A 19,555-nucleotide genomic window follows, 5' to 3' on the forward strand; every position below is an offset into this window, starting at 1 on the left:
AAGATTTTAGCAAACCCATCAAACCTGACCACCCGCCGATTCAGGACGTAACAGCGGGAAAGCAATCACATCACGAATACTTGGCGAGTCCGTTAGCAGCATTACCAAGCGGTCAATGCCAATTCCTAGACCTCCCGTGGGCGGCATTCCATGTTCCAAGGCGGTGAGAAAATCTTCATCAACACTATGGGCTTCCAAATCCCCAGCCGCCTTGCGTCGTGCTTGTTCCTCCAAGCGTTGCCGTTGATCCAACGGATCCGTTAACTCCGAAAAACTATTGGCATGCTCGCGGCCGACGATAAATAATTCAAATCGCTCCACCAGTCCCGGTTGACTGCGGTGGGGCTTGGCCAAGGGAGAAATCTCCACAGGGTAGTCGAGAACGAACGTGGGCTGAATCAATGTAGGTTCAACGGTTTGCTCAAAGACTTCGTTGAGCACGCGGCCTATGGTGTCGCAGGCTGCTAAGTCTTTTACCCCTGCCTTTTGGGCCGCGGTTTTAGCCGCTGCTAGATCGCTGAATTGGCGAAAATCAATCCCAGTGGCTGCCCACACCGCGTCGTGCATCGTCACCCGTCGCCATGGGGGCGTCAGATCAATTGTTTCTCCTTGATAGGTGATCTTGAGTGTGCCCAACACCTCCATCGCTGCTGTGGTGATGATCGCCTCGGTGAGCGTCATCATATCGTTATAGTCCGCATAGGCCTGATAGACCTCAATGGAGGTAAATTCAGGGTTGTGCTTGGTGGAGATGCCCTCATTGCGAAAGATGCGCCCCAGTTCATAGACCTTCTCAAACCCACCGACAATGAGGCGCTTCAGGTGCAGTTCGGTGGCAATGCGCAGATAAAGCTGCATCTCCAACGTGTTGTGGTAGGTAATAAAAGGACGTGCCTCGGCCCCCCCGGCTTGCGCCTGGAGAACAGGTGTTTCAATCTCAATAAAGCCCTGGGCATCGAGGTAGCGGCGAATGGCAGCAGTAATCAGTGCTCGCTTGCGGAATGTGTCACGGACTTGGGGATTGACGATGAGATCCACATAGCGCTGACGATAGCGCTTTTCCACATCCGTGAGGCCGTGCCATTTATCCGGTAGGGGCAACAATGATTTTGTCAGCATGGTGTAGGATTCCACCACAACCGAGAGTTCGCCCTTCTCAGTGCGCTTGAGGGTGCCTACAGCGCCAAGGATATCACCGACATCGGTAAGGTGCTTCAAATCGGCAAAGGCGGCGTCCCCCATGCCTTGGCTAATGGTTTGCCTATCGAGGTAAAGCTGAATCGTACCGCTGTCATCCTGTAGCGTAAAAAAAGCTAGCTTGCCAAAGATGCGCCGCGCCATAATGCGGCCGGCCACACTCACGCGATCGCCCACCGCTTCGCCAGCGGCCAAGTGGGCATATTTTTCTTGCAGAACTGCCGCAGTATGGGTGCGCTCCCAACGATAGGCATAGGGGTTCATTCCCTGTGCTTGCAATGTTTTTGCTTTCTCAATCCGTGTTGCCCGAATTTCGGCTCCCGTTGCCCCCACGTCGGCCATATTGGTACAAACTCTCCACGATTAGCAAACCTTAACCTTCTTATTGTACGCTCTGGAATCGGTAGCAACGCTGTAAAAGGGGAATCGAGTACAGTGGAAGCTAGTGTGACCAATGAACAAGAACAAACGGCTATGCCTTCTGCGAAGTCCCCTCGCCGTAAAGCACCCGACCCCATTGATCTACATGATCCGCAATACTACTTCAATCGCTCTTTAAGCTGGCTGGAATTTAATAAGCGGGTTCTTCACGAAGCCTATGACCCCCGCACACCGCTACTAGAGCGGCTCAAATTCATGGCCATATTCAGTTCCAACTTGGATGAATTTTTCATGGTGCGTGTGGCCGGTTTGAAGCAGCAAGTGGAAAGTGGCATTCTCCAAGGCGGAGCCGATGGCATGCCTCCAGCGGAGCAATTACAGGCAGTGCGGCAATATCTCCTACCGATTGTTACGGAGCAACACCGCTATTTCGACCAAGAACTGCGTGCCCTCTTGGCCAAGGAATCTATTTTCCTCACTCGCTTTAATGAGTTGACGCCCGAGCAGCAGGCCTACCTTAACGACTACTTCCAAGCCCAAGTGTTCCCCGTGCTCACCCCTTTAGCCGTTGATCCAGCGCACCCTTTCCCCTACATTTCTAGCCTCAGCCTTAACCTTGCTGTCCTGATTCGTGATCCAGAATCTGGCCAAGAACGACTGGCACGGGTGAAGGTACCGAATCAGTTTCCACGCTTTGTTGCCCTTCCCCAGCACTTGCACTCGCCCCAAGGTATTCATTGGCTGGGCGTTCCCCTCGAAGAAATTATTGCCCACAACCTCAGTGCTCTCTTTCCGGGGATGGAGATTCAGGCCTACTTTGCCTTTCGCATTACCCGCAGTGCCGACCTCGAACTAGAAACGGACAAGGCCGATGATTTACTGATTGCCATTGAACAGGAAATTCGTAAACGGCGCTTTGGCTCTGTGGTGCGTCTGGAGGTGCAGCGGGGCATGCCACCGCTTCTGAGGCAAACCCTAATGGAAGAGATGGATCTCGAGGAAATTGATGTCTATGAACTCGAGGGTCTGCTGTGCCTCAATGATCTTTTCGCGTTTATGAGCCTGCCCTTACCCTACTTGAAGGATCCAGAGTGGCACCCCCAGATTCCGCCAAGTTTCCAGCGCGTGGAGGAGCGGGAATCCATGTTTGACACAAGCAGTGAAATTACCACCCTTGGCACCGACTATTGGGAAGCTGTTGCCAACGAACTCTTTGGTCTCATTCGCGAAGGGGATATTATCGTTCATCACCCCTACCATTCCTTTGCGGCAACGGTACAGCGCTTCATTACTTTGGCGGCCCATGATCCCCAAGTGCTGGCCATTAAGATGACGCTTTATCGCACCTCCGGTGACTCGCCGATTGTCAGTGCCCTGATTAAAGCTGCAGAGAATGGCAAACAGGTGGCGGTTTTAGTGGAACTGAAGGCGCGCTTTGATGAGGAAAATAATATCCTCTGGGCACGAAAGCTGGAGAAAGTGGGGGTCCATGTGGTCTATGGTGTACCGGGTCTGAAGACCCACACCAAAACAGTTTTGGTTGTGCGCCAAGAGGCGGGGCAAATTCGCCGCTATGTCCACATTGGCACTGGCAATTACAATCCCAAAACTGCTGGTCTCTATGAGGACTTGGGGCTATTTTCCTGCCGCGAGGAATTGGGAGCAGATCTCTCGGAACTCTTTAATGTGCTCACGGGCTATGCCCGCCAGCGGGATTATCGCAAGCTTCTTGTTGCCCCAGTCACGATGCGCGATCGCACCCTCCAATTGATCCATCGCGAGATCGAACATGCCCGCAATGGTCAGCCGGGGCGGATCATTGCCAAGATGAATGCAATTACAGATACGCAGGTGATTCGTGCCCTCTATGAGGCCTCCCAAGCAGGGGTGGAAATTGATTTGATTGTTCGCGGTATGTGCTGTCTGCGCCCCGGTGTACCGGGCGTCAGCGATCGCATTCGGGTGATTAGTATCATTGGCCGCTTTTTAGAGCACTCCCGCATTTTCTACTTTGGCAACAATGGGGAGCCAGAGTATTACATCGGCAGTGCCGACTGGCGATCGCGCAACCTAGACCGCCGCGTTGAGGCCATTACCCCCATTGAAGATCCAACCATTCAACTGGAACTCAAAGAATTACTTGAAATTATGTTGGCAGACAATCGCCAAGCGTGGGAACTGCAACCCGATGGCACCTACCAGCAACGACAGCCAGCACCTGGAGAAGCGGAGCGGGGCACCCATAGTGTTTTAATGGCACGCACCCTCAAAGAAGTACAAGCAAGCCACTAGGGTGCTCCTGCATACCCTTGGGCAATGGCTCGAAAGTCTGGACTCGTTTGCAGAAGTTCTTGGTAGCTCCCTACAGCGATCACTTGGCCATTGGCCATTAGGTACAGGCGATCGCACCCCATAACAGTGCTCAGGCGGTGGGCAATCATAATGATTGTCTTGTTGCCGCTAAGGGCTTGAATTGCATCCATGACCCCCGCTTCCGTTTGGTTATCAAGGGCGGCTGTCGCTTCATCCATCACCAAGACGGAAGGGTTGTGATAGAGGGCCCGAGCAATGCCAATTCGCTGCCGCTGTCCCCCAGAAAGGCGGATCCCCCGTTCCCCGACCACCGTATCCAGACCCTGCGGTAGCGAATCAACAAAGGCAGCCAGCTGCGCGGCCTTGACCGCTGCCCATAACGCCTCCTCATCAATCGCCTCATCCGCTAGGCCAAAGGCAATATTCCGACGCAAGGTATCATCCGATAGATAAATTGTTTGGGGAATATAGCCAATTTGCCGTTGCCATTGGCCAAGGTTGCCATAAATGCTGCTACCATCGACGCGAATATCCCCCTGGTAAGGGGTGAGCAACCCCAAAATCAAATCAACAATGGTCGTTTTCCCTGCGCCCGACGCTCCCACAAACCCCACCATTTCCCCCCGTTTAATCTTCAGGGAAACGCCTCGAATCGCAGGTTGAGCAGCATTGGGGTAGGTATAGTGCACATCAATGAGTTCTAGGCAGTCTTGAAAAATGGGTTCTTTTTCCCTTCGCCACTCCAGAAGCTCAGAGAGCGGAAGCGTCCGCGCCGCCCAAATATCCTCATAAACCAGATCCACCGCAGCAGAATAGTAGATTATAGTATTGAGGCTAAACATCAGGCGCCCTCCCGAGGGCAACAGGCGAAATGCGGCGGCGGCAAACAGGGAGATTAGGGGTAACACCTGCGCCACATTACCTCGTTGCAGCAGGGTTAGGATAATAATCAGAACGATGATGAGAACTGCCAAGCTTTCAAAGTAAAGACGGGGTAACTGCTGCATAAACAGGACAAATAAGTTGGCTTTGCGTTCGTTAGCCATGTTTTCACTATAGGTCTTGAGGAAGTAAGCCTCTCGACCAAGTAACTTGACTTCCTTGATCCCACCCAAAGCTTCATTAATGCTTTGGATCACTTTTTGGGCATAACCAACACGGCGCTGACCCACAGTCTTAAGTTGGCGCCGAAACCCTTGAAAGAAGATAAAAGAAAGTATTGAAATTAAAGCGATAACCAGAATTGAGATGAAGGGATTGGCCAAAATAATAACTGAAAATATAGCCAAAACAATCAAGGATTCCGAAAAAACAGTCAGTAGGGGCAGTAGGTAGTTGTTGAAAACATTATTTACTTCATTATTTACATTTTGGATCAACGTGGCGGTATTAGTTTGTAAATGAAAGGTGTAGGGCTTGTAGAGATAGCCTTGCAATAGTAAAGTCGCAAACTTACGGTTCTTGCTATTTAAGAACTGCAACTGCAGATAACTGCTCAAGGCAAGAAATAAATTTTTGCATAGATACAGAAGGCCAAAAGCTACACTCAATATCAAAAGCCACTGAGCTTGCTCTGTATCTGTAAGGGGACTTTGACGCCAAAAGAGAAGGGCATTCAATCGCTCCGGTTTTTCCACAACCGCTATAAAGGGCAGCACTAACCCTACCCCCGCCGCTTCCCAAAGACTCGCAAGCACCATCAGCAAGCCAATGCCGAGCAATTGCCAGCGATCGCCCCGATCCAGGAGTTGCCAAATTTTGCTAAGGGAGCGCAACGCAGGGTGCTTTCGCATTTCATTTGTTTAGGCCTAACAACGCCTCTATCTTAAACCAGTTATGCCCAGGTGGTGCTTCCTAGATCTGGGGGAATGTCTTGCCAGCGACCTTGACCAACCGCACGAACGGCTTCCCGCAAATCCACTGCTTTGGTATAGAGCGCCTTGCCAACGATCGCTCCCACTAAACCATGGGGTGTCAGAGTAAAAAGGCTGAGAATATCACTGAGGGAACTCACACCGCCAGAGGCAATCACGGGGCGATTAGTTACGGCCAACAATTGCTGCAGTGCTGGAATATTCGGTCCTTGGAGGGTGCCATCCCGCTGAATATCGGTGTAAACAAACCCCGCCACCCCCCTTGCTGCCATGTTTTGGGCGAGATCGATTGCCAGAATTTTTGAAGTTTCCAACCAACCCCGCGTTGCCACATAGCCATCGCGAGCATCTAGCCCGACCCAAATCCGTCCGGGGTATTCTGCAGCCAAGCTGGTGACTAGCTCTGGATCCTCAAGAGCCACAGTCCCCAAAATGACACGATTGACGCCTTGCAGAAGCAGATCAGCAACTGCTTGGCGCGATCGCAAGCCGCCCCCAACCTGTACCGGAATTTCTAGGGATGCGACAATTTTGCCAATCAGGTCGTAGTTGCGCGGCTCTCCTGTTTTGGCGGCATCTAGGTCAACTAAATGCAAGCGGGGGGCGCCCAAGCGTTGCCAATAAAGGGCGACTTTTAGAGGATCGTCATGAAAGACATTGACCTTGTCATAGTTCCCCTGCACTAGACGCACACATTTGCCGTCAAGTAAATCAATGGCGGGAATCACATCCATTGGCGTCAGAAATCCTTTCCTTATTGAAAAATTAAAAATTTAAGCATAACCCCCATCCTAGCAGTCACAGGGGATGAAGCGTATGAGTGGACCCATAAAGAAGGCGGGCGGTGAGTGAACCTGTAATCTGTTCTGAGTTGAGCGCGGTGTTGAATGCCCCTGCAGGGAGGCAGGCCAGCCTTCAGGCTATGGACAAAAAGCTGGATATTCCCATTGCCACCAGTAGCAAGCAGTTTCAAAGACTGAAAAGACTGAGAACAAAATTGATGCAGTAGAGGCAAGCTGGAGCAATGTATTGGTGGGGGCAAGCACAATTGGGCCAGGGGATTAGACAGTAGAAGCCACATTAAAGGATATTTTCAGCGGCAGGCTAGAACAGATGCAAGAGTAGGGGGGTCTTGGCTGCGCTTTTGCTGGCTACCCTTGGGTGACTGCCAAACCTCCTCTGCGCCATAACGATGTTTTGAGAGCGGACGATGGGACTCGAACCCACGACGTTCAGCTTGGGAAGCTGACATTCTACCACTGAATTACGTCCGCAGTCTTGCAATCTATAATCTTAGCACGAACTGTCCGGCTGGCGATGGTGTTCGACCGTAATGATGGTATGTACATTGCCACGGGGGGCAAAGTCCCCTTTGATTTTCATGTAGAGGGGGTCACAGGCAGCCACAAGATCATCGAGAACTTGATTCACAGCTTCTTCGTGGGAAATGTAGCGATCGCGATAACTGTTGATGTACAGCTTAATGGCCTTCAGTTCCACCACCTTTTCATGGGGAATATAGCTGACATAGAGGGTCGCAAAGTCAGGATAGCCTGAAAATGGACACTTGCAGGTAAACTCCGGCAGGGTAATCTCAATAGTGTATTGCCGACCGGGACGGGGGTTGGGAAATGTAATCAGTCGGCCTTCTTGAATGGCGCGTTCGCCGTACTTCATTTCTGATACTTGCATTGTTTACTTCCAACAGGTTGAGAATGAATAGAAGATTTTCTGTGGACCATAACTAAAGTTTATCAAGATTTAAGTTGTTCGCCCCTCGACACCAAGGTTGCAGGGTGAAAATAGGGTGGAGAGTTTGTTGAGGCGAGAGTCCTATGGAACGGTATCAGCCAAATGGAACCCCTCTCTCAGAGGCCGATAAAGCAGAACTCGCCAAACTAAAGGAACTACTAGAGCGAGCGATCGCTGACGGGGTACTGACCGCTGACGAAATGGGCCAGATCAAGCAACAAATTCGTGCCGACGGCAAAGTGACCTATGAAGAGCTAGAGCTTTACCGCCAGCTTGTGGAGGAGCAAATCCGTCAAGGGCTGTTGGTGCGGGAAATCTGCTAACGCCCTAGACTTTGTAGGGAATGTTGGTGTCCTGAAAGGAGTGGGCTGGATCCAATCCCATCAGGATGACGGTGTCAATGACATGGATAATACCGTTCTCCGCTTCTATGTCGGCAGCAAGAACCGTGGCGTTTTTCACCTCAAGGGGATTATCACCATGAATAGGAATGGTGGAACCTTCGAGGGAAGTGACGGTGCCCATCCTTTTCAGGTCTGCTGCTTTGTAGGCACCAGCAACCACATGGTACTTGAGAATCCGCCCTAACTGGGGAGGATTTTGCACAAGGGAGGTAATGGTGCCATCGGGCAACTTGGCGAAGGCGTCATCATTGGGGGCAAACACTGTAAAAGGTCCCGGCGACTGTAGGGCTTCCACCAGATTGGCCACTTTTACAGCAGTGACTAGTGTGGAAAAGCCGGGAGTATTCACTGCAATATCAACGATGGTTGCCATAAAAGTGTGCCCCAAAACTGCGATGAGAATAGACAACAATGATTTGCGATCGCCCCATTGATCAAAAAGACGAGAACTATAACAAACGCTAGAATTAGCATACTGAACCCGGGTCCTAGGCGCTAGCGATCGCTGGCGTTAGCCAGATAGGGAAATTTAATTATGGCAATCGCGTCCGTTAATCCCACAACTGCTGAGGTCTTAAAAACCTTTTCTCCCTTGGGGGCTGAGGAAGTGGAGAAAGCCATTGCCCAAGCGGCGATGGCCTTTGAGACCTATCGCCTGACATCCTTTGAACAGCGTGGCCAGTGGCTAGGAAACACGGCAAATCTCCTGCAACAGCAGCGGGAGGCTCTTGCTCGCCTTATGACCCTTGAGATGGGCAAACCGATTACAGAGGCCCGGGCTGAAATTGACAAATGTGCGTGGGTTTGTCGTTACTATGCCGAGCAGGGGGCAACTTTCCTGCAGCCTGAATTCATTCCTACGGAGGCAAGCTACAGCGCCATTCATTACCAGCCCCTTGGCATTATTCTGGCGGTGATGCCGTGGAATTTTCCCTTTTGGCAGGTATTTCGTTTTGCGGCACCGGCTTTAATGGCGGGGAATGTGGCTCTGCTCAAGCATGCTTCTAATGTGCCGCAGTGCGCACTGGCGATCGCTCATCTGTTGAGTGAAGCGGGCTTTCCTGAAGGGGTCTTTCAAACCCTGCTGATCCCTGGCAGTGCTGTTGCTGATCTGGTGGCGGATCCACGGATTAAGGCGGCTACCCTCACCGGCAGCGAAGCAGCGGGCAAAAGTCTCGCCCAAGCAGCGGGTCAGCACCTCAAGAAAACGGTTCTAGAACTGGGGGGGAGTGATCCTTTTATTGTGATGCCCAGCGCCAATATCTCCCAGGCGATCGCCACCGCGGTCCAAGCGCGCATGATTAACAATGGCCAGTCCTGCATTGCCGCCAAACGCTTTATTGTCCATGAGGCGGTCTATGACACCTTTGCCGAGGGTATGAAAGCTGCCTTTGAGTCCTGGGTAATTGGTGATCCCTTGGCACCCACCACCCAACTCGGCCCCCTGGCCACTGCCGCCATTCGCGATGAGCTCCACGCCCAAGTTGCACTCGCCCTGAGTCATGGTGCCAAGGTATTTTACCGCCGCTCTCTAGATCTGCCGACCCAGCAGGGGTATTTCTTTGCGCCGACAATTTTGACAGAGGTAACTCCCGATAACCCCGTATTTACCCAAGAGCTGTTTGGGCCTGTGGCCGTGCTCTTTCGGGTATCGTCCCTGACTGCGGCAATTCAACTGGCCAATGCCACACCCTTTGGTTTAGGCGCCAGTGCTTGGACACAAAGGGAGGAGGAAGCGGCGTTACTGGTGCGGGATCTGGAAGCTGGGGTTGTCTTTATTAACGGAATGGTCAAGTCTGATCCCCGTCTGCCCTTTGGGGGGATGAAGACCTCCGGCTATGGCCGTGAACTGGGACGGGCAGGACTTTTGGAATTTGTTAACATCAAAACCGTTTGTCGCTGGGGCTAACGGACAGCGTAGAATTGCCATTCGCGATCGCCTTTCAGTTCCAGAACGTGGGTGTGATACTGCAGCAGGCTCTCACGGTGGCCTACACTGATGTAGCTGCGAGTAATGCGCTGAATATGGGCATAAACCCGTTTTTCGTTGGCTAAGTCGAGGGCACTGGTGGCTTCATCTAAAATGGCGTAGGGGCGCTGATTGAGTAGGAGGCGAGCGATTGCCAGTCGTTGCTGCTCCCCAAGAGACAGCACATCATCCCAGGCCAATTCCACATCGAGACCACCCACGCGATCGGGCAAATGGGCCAAGTTCACTTCATCCAGGGCGTGCAAAAGCACATCGTCCGGGGTTTGGCGATCGCCCCCAGGATAGAGGAGTTGGGTGCGCAGCGTGCCCAACACCATATAGGGACGCTGGGGCAAAAAGAGCACTTCATCCATGGGTGGACGAATAATGCGACCGCTGCCACTTTGCCAGAGGCCGGCGATCGCCCGCAGTAGCGAACTTTTACCGACGCCACTGGGCCCCATGATCACCACACTGTCCCCCGCCTCAAGGGCAAAGGTGACATCTTCCACCAGCCGTCGTGCCAAATTGGGGGTATCCACGGTGACATGTTCTAGGGCAATGTAGGGTTTTTCCACCAATTCAATGTGCGATTGCGGTGGTAGCGTGGGAGTTGTTAGCGACTCATCAAACTCTGCCAAACGCTCAATGCCGGCAATAAAGCCCGTGAGGTTCGTAAACTGGTTCACAATGACTGAGAGGGCCCCCAGCACCTGAGAGAAGGCAAAGCTAGCTTGGCTAATAGAACCAAAATCAATCTCACCAGCAAAGTAGCGGGGAGCAACCACCGCTGCCGGCACAATAATCACAAAATAGTTATAGGCTGTCGTGAAAAAATCAAGATTTCGCTGCCAGCCAATCAAAAGGTTAAAGTTCCGCAGCACTTCAAGAAAGCGTTGACGCACTTGCACCGACTCTTGGGCTTCACCGCGATAAAAGGCAATAGACTCGGCATGATCGCGCACATGGACAAGGCCATAACGAAAGTCTGCCTCCCGCCGCAGTTGGTTAAAATTCAGCCAAATCAGCCGTTGCCCAATTAAAACCGTGACGATGGTGCCGACAATGGCATAGCCAATCAATGTCAGTGTCAGGGTTTGCGAGATACTCCAGAGAATGCCACTAAAGGCAATGAGGTCAATAATTTCGCCAAGAATGATCAACAAAAACTGGAGCGAGGTTTGCGTAAATGAGCGGACATCCTCAGTAATCCGTTGATCAGGGTTATCAATCTCCCCTTGGTTTTCGATGGTGTAGTAGGCCCGATTCTGGAAATAGCGATCCAAAAAATGGCGGGTGAGCCAATCCCGCCAGCGCAGCCCTAAATACTCCCGCACATAGCGATAAATGACGACAATGGGTGTCCCCACCACAAAAACTGCGGCATAAACCCAGAGAAAGCGCCAGTAGGTTTCGGCATTTTTTTCCGCCAGTGCCGTTTGGAAGAAGCGCCCGACAAAGCTAATGATCACGTTTAGGCCACTCACCGACAGGGAGAGCATCAGCAGCAAGCCCAGGAGTGCCCATGCTTGCCACCGCGGCAATAGGTCTTGCCGTAGCAAGACAAAAACCCCCAAGGGCACAATCACTGTGCCTAGGATGAGACTACGACTGAGGGGCTGTGCCCACAGGGAGTGCATCATCTCCATGAGGCCCCCGGCAATTTGTCCCATCAGTTCGGGGGCAAGGGCATTCAGGCCAAAGGTGATAGCTGCCGTGAGGCCAAAGAGGAAGCCAAACATGAGGGCAATGACCAGAAAAAGCAGCAGGATAAAGATCACACTGCTGCCCCCGCGATCGCGGGGGAAAAAGTAGGGTTGGGCAATCCGCAGAAACTGCCCCCAGACACGGGCATCAAAACGATGGGTCGGCTGTGACATTGGCTGATTCCTCGACAGTGGCAAGGGGCTACAAGGCTACTATTGTAGTAGGGTGGCTAGGGAGACGCACGGATGCATCGTCAAAAAATAGCACCCACCACATCTCATATCTCGCCCTGGCTTTACTGGGGACTCTGGCCTCTTCACCGTCTATTTCTGCCCCTATATTTTTCGCGAATAACGATTGTGGGTCGCGAGCATTTACCCAAGGAGGGCCAGTTTGTCCTCGCTCCCAAGCACTATAGTCGCTGGGATCCCGTCATCTTGCCCTTGGTGTGGCCCTATCCCCTGCGCTTTATGACCAATGCCATTGAGTTTGGCGGTGTGCAGGGCTGGTTTATCCGTCGCCTGGGGGCCTTTGCTGTCAATCTGAAATGCCCCCAACCCAGCAGTTTGCGCCATGTCTTGGCGATTCTCAACGCGGGCCAGCCCTTGGTGATCTTTCCGGAAGGGGGGATTGTTCCCAATCAAGTGGTTCGTCCCCTCAAGCCAGGCCTTGCCCGTCTGGTCTTGCAGATCGATCGCCCGCTACCGATTTTTCCCGTCGGTATTGCCTATCATCCGCAGCCACAGTTCCGTGCTCGGGTGGCGCTGTGGATTGGATCACCCCTGTGGACAGCCCCTGGGCAAGAGGGCAACCGCAAGCAACAGGCTCAAGACTTCACCCAGCAGTTGCAAGCAGCTTTGCATGCAGCCGTGCTTGAGGCTCGCAAATGTGCCCAATCCTAGGGCTAATTGGTAACCCATTGCACAATTGGCCTAAGTCAAGGGAATTTTGTAGAATAAAGGCAAGATTGAATTAAATCATCCCAAGCCTCAATCGCGATATCTTCCAACCCTGGAGGGAGCGATCGCCCACCCGCATTATCCACTTAAAAATTCTTCATTAAGTTAGAAAAAGTTGCAAAACAGCCACCAATCCTAAAAGTTAATTAAGACAGCGGGCAAATTGTTCTTCTGCCTTTATGCTGAAATTATAGTTTTACTGAAGTTCAGCACTTCACCACTTTTTGCCCAAGGATGGAAGACACCCATAGAGCCTGTAGGACAGACGTGCTCCCTAGGCCGTAGGCCAGACGTCGAGAGCCATTTAACATTGAGTTTTTGTTAACTGGGATACTTTCTTAAGAGCGATCAAAATTTTAATTTTAAGGAATCTTTTGGCCGGTTCTTGGCAACTCCGTAAAAGCTAGCTAAAGTCATCTGTTTTTACCGAGGTTCTAATGATGGTTTCGACACTCCCTGAAAAACAACCCAAAAAACAAAAGGTGACAGGCTATATTCATTCGGTTGAAACCTGTGGCACGGTTGATGGTCCCGGTATCCGCTATGTCATTTTCACCCAAGGTTGTCCGCTGCGCTGCCTGTACTGCCACAATCCTGACTGCCGTGAACCCCATCAGGGGAAGCTCGTCACCGTGGATGAACTGATTGCCGACATTCAACACTATCAGTCCTATTTGCGCCAAGGGGGCGTGACGGCCAGTGGCGGGGAACCCCTGATGCAGCCGGAATTTGTCCGCGAAATTTTTGAGCGTTGCCACGAGTTGGGATTGCACACTGCCCTAGATACCTCAGGTTATGTCGTTCTTGAGGCGGCAAAGCCAGTTGTGGCGGTCACCGATTTAGTCTTGCTAGACATCAAATCCTTCCTGCCAGAGACTTATCGGCGGGTCACCGGTGTCACGATTACCCCCACCTTGGAGTTGGCCAAGTACCTTGATGAGATTCATAAACCGACCTGGGTCCGCTTTGTCTTGGTACCGGGGCTGACGGATGATCCCGAAAATATGCGGGGGTTGGCGCAATTTGTGGCTGGTCTCAGCAATGTTGAGAAGGTGGAGGTGTTGCCGTTTCACAAGATGGGGGAATACAAGTGGCGGCAGTTAGGGTTGCCCTATGAACTCTTTGATACTCCAGCCGCTAGTCCAGAGGAGGTGCAGCGGGCGATCGCCCTCTTTCGGGAATATGACCTCAACGTCCAATAACTTGCCAATTTGAAAAATTCCTTTTCTAAGGAGTCGTCCATGAATGCCCCAACCTTGAACAGTTACCCACCCGTTCAAAGCCTTGCCGATCTGGAAGGGCTGATTGAGCGCGTCCAACGGGCGCAGCGTCAGTACGCCCAATTTACCCAAGAGCAAGTGGATCACATTTTCCACCAAGCAGCCATGGCGGCCAACCAAGCACGGATTCCCCTGGCCAAACACGCCGTAGCCGAAACTGGCATGGGGGTTGTCGAAGATAAAGTCATTAAAAATCACTTTGCTTCGGAATACATCTACAACAAGTACAAAAATGAGAAAACCTGCGGCGTCATTGAGGATGATCCCATTTTTGGTATCCAAAAAATTGCCGAACCGGTGGGGATCATTGCTGGTGTGGTCCCGGTCACGAACCCCACTTCAACGACCATCTTCAAGGCACTGATTACCCTGAAAACTCGCAATGGCATTATCTTTTCGCCCCACCCCCGCGCAAAGGGCTGTACGGTTGCAGCAGCCAAGGTGGTGTTGGATGCAGCGGTCGCTGCCGGCGCGCCCCCCGATATTATTGGCTGGATTGATGAGCCGACGATTGAACTCTCTCAAGCCCTGATGCAGCACCCGCAGATCAAGCTGATTTTGGCCACGGGGGGGTCGAGTATGGTCAAGGCAGCCTATTCCTCTGGCCATCCGGCGATCGGGGTCGGGGCGGGGAATACCCCCGTGCTCATTGATGCCACAGCCGACATTCCCACGGCGGTGAGTTCGATTCTCCTCAGTAAGGCCTTTGACAATGGCATGATCTGTGCCTCGGAGCAGGCAGTGATTGTTGTTGATGAGATTTATGACGCGGTCAAAGCTGAGTTTCAACGGCGAGGTGCCTACATTCTCTCCCCCGAGGAACGGCAGCAGGTGGCCCAACTACTGCTGAAGGAGGGTCGCCTCAATGCCGCCATTGTTGGTCAATCGGCAGCCACCATTGCAGCAATGGCCAATATCCAAGTGCCGCCAGAGACGCGGGTACTCATCGGCGAAGTGAGTGAAGTGGGGCCGCAGGAGCCATTTTCCTATGAGAAACTCTGTCCGGTATTGGCCTTATATCGGGCACCCCAGTTCCATAAGGGGGTGGAGATGGCGGCCCAGTTGGTGAATTTTGGGGGCAAGGGGCATACCTCGGTGCTCTATACCGATCCCCGCAATCAAGATGATATTGCCTATTTCAAATACCGCATGCAAACGGCGCGGGTTCTGATTAACACCCCTTCTTCCCAGGGGGCAATTGGAGATCTCTACAACTTCAAGTTAGATCCGTCGCTGACCCTTGGTTGTGGCACCTGGGGCGGCAACGTCACATCGGAAAATGTTGGTCCCCGTCACTTGCTGAATATCAAAACGGTGAGCGATCGCCGGGAAAATATGCTTTGGTTCCGGGTGCCGCCCAAAATCTACTTCAAACCCGGCTGTTTGCCCATTGCCCTGCGTGAGCTGGCAGGGAAAAAACGCGCCTTCCTCGTGACTGATAAACCCCTCTTTGACTTGGGCATCACTGAACCAATTGTGCACACCCTTGAAGAACTGGACATCAAGCACGACATCTTCCATGAGGTGGAGCCAGATCCAACCCTCAGTACTGTCAACCGCGGCCTAGAGTTGCTGCGGCAATATCAGCCCGATGTAATTATTGCCGTGGGGGGTGGCTCACCTATGGATGCGGCCAAGGTGATGTGGCTGTTGTACGAACACCCAGAGGTGGAGTTTGACGGCCTTGCCATGCGCTTCATGGATATTCGCAAGCGGGTGTATCAACTGCCTCCCTTGGGTCAAAAGGCAATCCTGGTGGCAATTCCCACCACCTCAGGGACAGGTTCGGAAGTGACCCCCTTTGCCGTGGTTACCGACGATCGCGTGGGGATTAAATACCCCTTGGCGGACTATGCCCTTACCCCAACGATGGCGATTGTGGATCCCGACTTGGTGCTGCACATGCCCAAGAAACTGACGGCCTATGGTGGCATTGATGCGCTGACCCACGCCCTGGAGGCCTATGTGTCGGTGCTCTCGACGGAGTTTACGGAGGGACTGGCTCTAGAGGCGATCAAACTGCTCTTTACCTACCTACCCCGGGCCTATCGCTTGGGGGCTGCCGATCCAGAGGCGCGGGAAAAGGTCCACTACGCCGCTACGATCGCCGGCATGGCCTTTGCTAATGCTTTCTTGGGGGTTTGCCACTCGATGGCCCACAAACTGGGCTCTACCTTCCATGTGCCCCACGGCCTGGCGAATGCACTCATGATTTGCCATGTGATTCGCTACAATGCCACCGATGCTCCCCTGAAACAGGCGATCTTCCCGCAGTACAAGTATCCCCAAGCCAAGGAGCGCTATGCCCAAATTGCCGACTTCCTTGAATTGGGCGGCACAACTCCAGAGGAAAAAGTGGAGCGTCTCATTGCGGCAATTGAGGATTTGAAAGCCCAGTTAGAGATTCCCGCCACGATTAAGGAGGCCCTCAACAGTGAGGATCAAGCTTTCTATGAGCAGGTGGAGAGCATGGCCGAACTGGCCTTTGACGATCAGTGCACGGGGGCCAATCCCCGCTATCCGCTGATCCAAGACCTCAAGGAGTTGTATATCCTTGCCTATATGGGGTGTCGGCGGGAGGCGGCAGCCTACCATCCCGAGGAAGCACCTGCGAGTTGATGTGGCGTTATATTCCCCCCTTGGCAGCGCCGGGGAAGGTACAAATGGCGGTGGATTGCTGGCTCTGGCAGGGGAGCGATCGCCCCTGTCTGCGGTTTTACACCTGGTCACCGCCAGCCATTTCCCTTGGCTACCGTCAACGGCAAATTCCGCAGCAGTGGCAACACCAGCACTGGCAAGGGCAACCTGTAGAGCTGGTGCGGCGACCCACCGGTGGGCGAGCTGTTTTACATCAAGGGGACCTCACCTACAGTTTGGTGGTGTGGGGGTTAGGGCAACGGCGGCAGCAGGTCTATGCCGATTTGTGTCAATTTCTAAAGGTGGGATTTGAGCGCCTAGGGTGGCCACTGCAGTTGGGACAGGAACGCTATCGCGCCAACGCTCCCATCAATTGCTTTGCACGGGCAACTGTGGCCGATTTAGTTTTACCGACTGGCGAGAAGGTCATTGGCAGTGCCCAAGCCTGGCGGGGCGATCGCGTCCTTCAGCACGGTTCGATTGTCCTTACCCCTGACCCCAATCTATGGCAGCAGGTCTTTGGCAGTGTTCCGCATCGGCAGTCCCTTCCCCCTTTGCCGGTGGTGCAAAGGGCTCTCTTGGACGCCTTTGAGGCGCAGTGGCAGGTGAGCCTGACCCCAGAACCCTTGAGCGATCGCGAGTGGCAAGACATTAACAGAATTTTGAACTGAGCCTGGGGCTGCCCCGCCTAGGCTATGATTGGCTTATTGTCTTGAGTATTGCCATGGTTCGCTGGCTGAGTGCACTTGTTTTAGCCCTTACGCTTTTGATCACGGGTTGTGCCTCCACCCCCCCCTCGCCCTACGAGCAGGTGCAACAGCAGAGCACCCAGCGCAATGCCCCAGCGGCAGTAAGTCGCCAAGCCACCCAAGGCAGCGAATTTAATCGCTTCTTTCCGCCGGCGGGGAATGGCTTTGAGCGCATCTTTGTCCAAGAGAAAAAGGGCTTTGCCGAGGCTAAGCTGAAAAAAGATGGCAAAGAGTTGGCGATGCTGGCCATCGCCGATACCATTAGCACCCCTGAGGCGGCAGCCAAGTTCCAAAACACTACGATGCAGATTGCCGGCTATCCAGCCGTAGAGGTGGGGACAACGCAAACGGCAATTCTGGTGGCTAACCGCTATCAGGTGAAGGTGCTCTCCCGCGATCCCAGTTTTACCGCCAGCGATCGCAAGGAATGGATTGAAAAATTTGATCTGGCTGGTTTAGACCAACTTGCCCCCTAAGGAGACAACCGTGAGCGAACCTATCTACAAAATCGTTGATCAACTCCCCACCGGGGGTCTTACTGTTATGGCTCTCAAGTCCTTGGATTTCATCATCCCGGGGCAGTGGCAAAATATCGTTGGTTTTGATAACACGATCCGCCATGTGACGGGGGAAACGGATCCTGCCCTGATCCGCCAAATTGGCGATCGCGCCGTGCGGCTCTTTAATGACAAATCCCAAGGCTATCAGCGGGCACTGTGGCTCTATCAAACCGTGGACAATACCGATGCCCTCCTAGGGGCGGCTGCCCTTGCCAACAAAGTGGGTGAGAAAATTTCATTCTTCGGTTTCCTAGACAAAATCACCCCCAAGCCAGAGCGGGCGCAGTCCCTTGACCTCAGCCTTAAGCTGATTGTAGAAATTCTCGCTTTTTGTCAAATCAATGGCATTCCCGGTGATAGCCTCGGTGACTTCCTGCGGGCCCTTGCCGACTACAGTGGTGAATCCCTCATGCGGATGGCCGCCCTCATCTGCTTTGATGGTCTGATTCCCCTAGGGCCTGACTTTCTCCTCAAATGCTTGGGCACACTGCAAAGCTTGCAACCCAACGACTTGCAGGAAAACCCCACCTTCAAAGCCATTAGTGCTGTGGTGCCGGGGGGCAATCCCAGCGGTCAATTGGGCTTTATTATTCAGAGCTTTAATGCTGTGCAGGGGTGGATGAGCCAATTTGTGAGCAGCCACGAGTTAACACCGCAAAAGGTGATCAATCGTCTGCAAAGCTTTATTGAACTCTCGAAAGATAACCTCGACTACTTGGGTGCTTTTTTAGACATGAGCACCAACTACTACTACCACACTGGGGTGCAAACCTTGGCGCGGCGCCTGATTGAGCGAGCAGTTGCCGAGATCTAACCTTAGGACATTTCCAGCATGCGTTGGATGGGCTTGAGGGCAGCAAGGCGCACGTCCTCGGGCAGCTGAATTTGGGGCTGGCGATCGCGCATACACAAATAGAGCTTTTCTAGGGTATTCAGACGCATAAAGGGGCACTCGTTACAATTGCAGGTCTGATCCTGAGGCGGTGCAGGAATAAAGGTTTTCTGAGGGTTGCGCCGCTGCATCTGGTGGAGAATCCCGGGCTCGGTGACAACGATAAACGTGTCGCAATCTTCGGTTTGGCTGTAGTTAAGCAGGGCGGTTGTTGAACCAATGAAATTGGCATGGCGGAGCACCGCCTCTTCGCATTCGGGATGGGCAATGACCTGAGCGGTGGGGTAGGCAGCCTTGAGTTCGAGGATACGTCGCTCTGAGAAGGTTTCATGGACAATACAACTGCCCTGCCAAAGCACCATTTGCCGACCCGTTTGCGCCATCACGTAGCGGCCAAGGTTGCGATCGGGGGCAAAAATCAAGGGTTGATTCGCCGGCAACTGCTGGACAATTTTCACCGCGTTGGAACTGGTGCAGATGATGTCACTGAGGGCCTTAATTTCGGCAGAGCAGTTAATGTAGGAAATCACCAAATGGTCAGGGTACTGCGCCTTAAAAGCAGCAAAGGCGTCTGCAGGGCAACTATCTGCTAAAGAACAGCCCGCCGCCAAATCGGGCAGCAGCACCAACTTATCGGGGTTGAGGATCTTGGCGGTTTCGGCCATGAAATGCACCCCCGCAAAGACAATGACATCGGCATTGGTACTGGCCGCCTGCCGTGACAGCCCCAAGGAATCACCAATATAATCGGCCACATCTTGAATGGCCGGGTCTTGGTAGTAGTGCGCCAGAATGACTGCATTCAGTTCCCGCTTCCGGTCTTGGATAGCGGCAACCAGATCAAGGGGGAGGGGGGGGGTGGGGGGCAGCAAGGGTGGCAA

The 19,555-nt window shown here is 53.0% G+C and carries 16 protein-coding genes and 1 tRNA gene; 9 read left to right on the forward strand and 8 right to left on the reverse strand.

The window, feature by feature from the left end:
- Positions 1 to 18 precede the first annotated feature (18 nt).
- Complete coding sequence (gene lysS, locus Q0W94_RS07440) at positions 19 to 1,539, reverse strand: lysine--tRNA ligase (RefSeq protein ID WP_297757300.1); 1,521 nt, start codon at positions 1,537 to 1,539, stop codon at positions 19 to 21.
- Positions 1,540 to 1,671: 132 nt separating this feature from the next.
- Between lysS and ppk1 the strand changes: the two genes are divergently transcribed.
- Positions 1,672 to 3,870, forward strand: coding sequence for a polyphosphate kinase 1 (ppk1, locus tag Q0W94_RS07445; RefSeq protein WP_297762387.1), 2,199 nt, complete (start codon positions 1,672 to 1,674; stop codon positions 3,868 to 3,870).
- Here ppk1 and Q0W94_RS07450 read toward each other — a convergent pair.
- The 4 genes from Q0W94_RS07450 to queF all read right to left on the reverse strand — a co-directional run bounded on the left by Q0W94_RS07450 (position 3,867) and on the right by queF (position 7,457).
- Entirely contained in the window at positions 3,867 to 5,684 is a 1,818-nt protein-coding gene (locus Q0W94_RS07450; RefSeq protein ID WP_297757301.1) for an ABC transporter ATP-binding protein, read from the reverse strand. The two genes, ppk1 and Q0W94_RS07450, sit on opposite strands and share 4 nt — an antisense overlap.
- Positions 5,685 to 5,725: 41 nt before the next feature.
- A complete protein-coding gene (hisA, locus tag Q0W94_RS07455) occupies positions 5,726 to 6,499 on the reverse strand; it encodes a 1-(5-phosphoribosyl)-5-[(5-phosphoribosylamino)methylideneamino]imidazole-4-carboxamide isomerase (protein ID WP_297757304.1) in 774 nt (257 codons plus the stop codon).
- Between the two features lie 468 nt (positions 6,500 to 6,967).
- A tRNA-Gly gene (locus Q0W94_RS07460) sits at positions 6,968 to 7,039 on the reverse strand.
- Positions 7,040 to 7,058: 19 nt separating this feature from the next.
- Positions 7,059 to 7,457 (reverse strand): preQ(1) synthase, encoded by a 399-nt coding sequence (gene queF / locus Q0W94_RS07465; RefSeq protein WP_297757307.1) that lies wholly within the window; start codon positions 7,455 to 7,457, stop codon positions 7,059 to 7,061.
- A gap of 143 nt (positions 7,458 to 7,600) precedes the next feature.
- Between queF and Q0W94_RS07470 the strand changes: the two genes are divergently transcribed.
- On the forward strand, positions 7,601 to 7,840 hold the full coding sequence (locus Q0W94_RS07470; protein WP_297757309.1) for a hypothetical protein: 240 nt from the start codon (positions 7,601 to 7,603) through the stop codon (positions 7,838 to 7,840).
- Between the two features lie 4 nt (positions 7,841 to 7,844).
- Here Q0W94_RS07470 and Q0W94_RS07475 read toward each other — a convergent pair whose 3' ends face one another.
- A complete protein-coding gene (locus Q0W94_RS07475; RefSeq protein WP_297757312.1) occupies positions 7,845 to 8,294 on the reverse strand; it encodes a fasciclin domain-containing protein in 450 nt (149 codons plus the stop codon).
- 162 nt (positions 8,295 to 8,456) lie between these two features.
- Between Q0W94_RS07475 and Q0W94_RS07480 the strand changes: the two genes are divergently transcribed.
- Positions 8,457 to 9,830: an NAD-dependent succinate-semialdehyde dehydrogenase gene (locus tag Q0W94_RS07480; RefSeq protein ID WP_297757314.1), complete on the forward strand. Its 1,374-nt coding sequence runs from the start codon at positions 8,457 to 8,459 to the stop codon at positions 9,828 to 9,830.
- Here Q0W94_RS07480 and Q0W94_RS07485 read toward each other — a convergent pair.
- Entirely contained in the window at positions 9,827 to 11,770 is a 1,944-nt protein-coding gene (locus Q0W94_RS07485; protein WP_297757316.1) for an ABC transporter ATP-binding protein/permease, read from the reverse strand. The two genes, Q0W94_RS07480 and Q0W94_RS07485, sit on opposite strands and share 4 nt — an antisense overlap.
- Positions 11,771 to 11,956: 186 nt before the next feature.
- Between Q0W94_RS07485 and Q0W94_RS07490 the strand changes: the two genes are divergently transcribed.
- The 6 genes from Q0W94_RS07490 (at position 11,957) to Q0W94_RS07515 (ending at position 18,596) form a co-directional block, all read left to right on the forward strand.
- Positions 11,957 to 12,499: a 1-acyl-sn-glycerol-3-phosphate acyltransferase gene (locus Q0W94_RS07490; RefSeq protein ID WP_297757319.1), complete on the forward strand. Its 543-nt coding sequence runs from the start codon at positions 11,957 to 11,959 to the stop codon at positions 12,497 to 12,499.
- A 494-nt stretch (positions 12,500 to 12,993) separates the two neighbouring features.
- Positions 12,994 to 13,758 carry a pyruvate formate-lyase-activating protein gene (gene pflA, locus Q0W94_RS07495; protein WP_297757321.1) on the forward strand — a complete coding sequence of 255 codons (765 nt, stop codon included), beginning with the start codon at positions 12,994 to 12,996 and terminating at the stop codon, positions 13,756 to 13,758.
- Positions 13,759 to 13,797: 39 nt separating this feature from the next.
- Positions 13,798 to 16,455, forward strand: coding sequence for a bifunctional acetaldehyde-CoA/alcohol dehydrogenase (gene adhE, locus Q0W94_RS07500; protein ID WP_297757323.1), 2,658 nt, complete (start codon positions 13,798 to 13,800; stop codon positions 16,453 to 16,455).
- Positions 16,455 to 17,144 carry a lipoate--protein ligase family protein gene (locus Q0W94_RS07505; protein WP_297757326.1) on the forward strand — a complete coding sequence of 230 codons (690 nt, stop codon included), beginning with the start codon at positions 16,455 to 16,457 and terminating at the stop codon, positions 17,142 to 17,144. The genes adhE and Q0W94_RS07505 overlap by 1 nt, the downstream gene beginning before the upstream one ends.
- A gap of 53 nt (positions 17,145 to 17,197) precedes the next feature.
- The gene (locus Q0W94_RS07510) at positions 17,198 to 17,698 is read left to right on the forward strand and encodes a hypothetical protein (protein WP_297757331.1); all 501 of its coding nucleotides are present in this window, start codon (positions 17,198 to 17,200) and stop codon (positions 17,696 to 17,698) included.
- Positions 17,699 to 17,708: 10 nt separating this feature from the next.
- Positions 17,709 to 18,596, forward strand: a complete 888-nt coding sequence (locus tag Q0W94_RS07515) for a hypothetical protein (RefSeq protein WP_297757334.1) — start codon at positions 17,709 to 17,711, stop codon at positions 18,594 to 18,596.
- A 2-nt stretch (positions 18,597 to 18,598) separates the two neighbouring features.
- Here the strand turns inward: Q0W94_RS07515 and nadA are convergent, their stop codons facing one another.
- Positions 18,599 to 19,555: a quinolinate synthase NadA gene (gene nadA, locus Q0W94_RS07520; protein ID WP_297757337.1), complete on the reverse strand. Its 957-nt coding sequence runs from the start codon at positions 19,553 to 19,555 to the stop codon at positions 18,599 to 18,601.

Origin of the sequence: Thermosynechococcus sp., assembly GCF_025999095.1 — a bacterium.
Taxonomy (GTDB): Bacteria; Cyanobacteriota; Cyanobacteriia; order Thermosynechococcales; family Thermosynechococcaceae; genus Thermosynechococcus.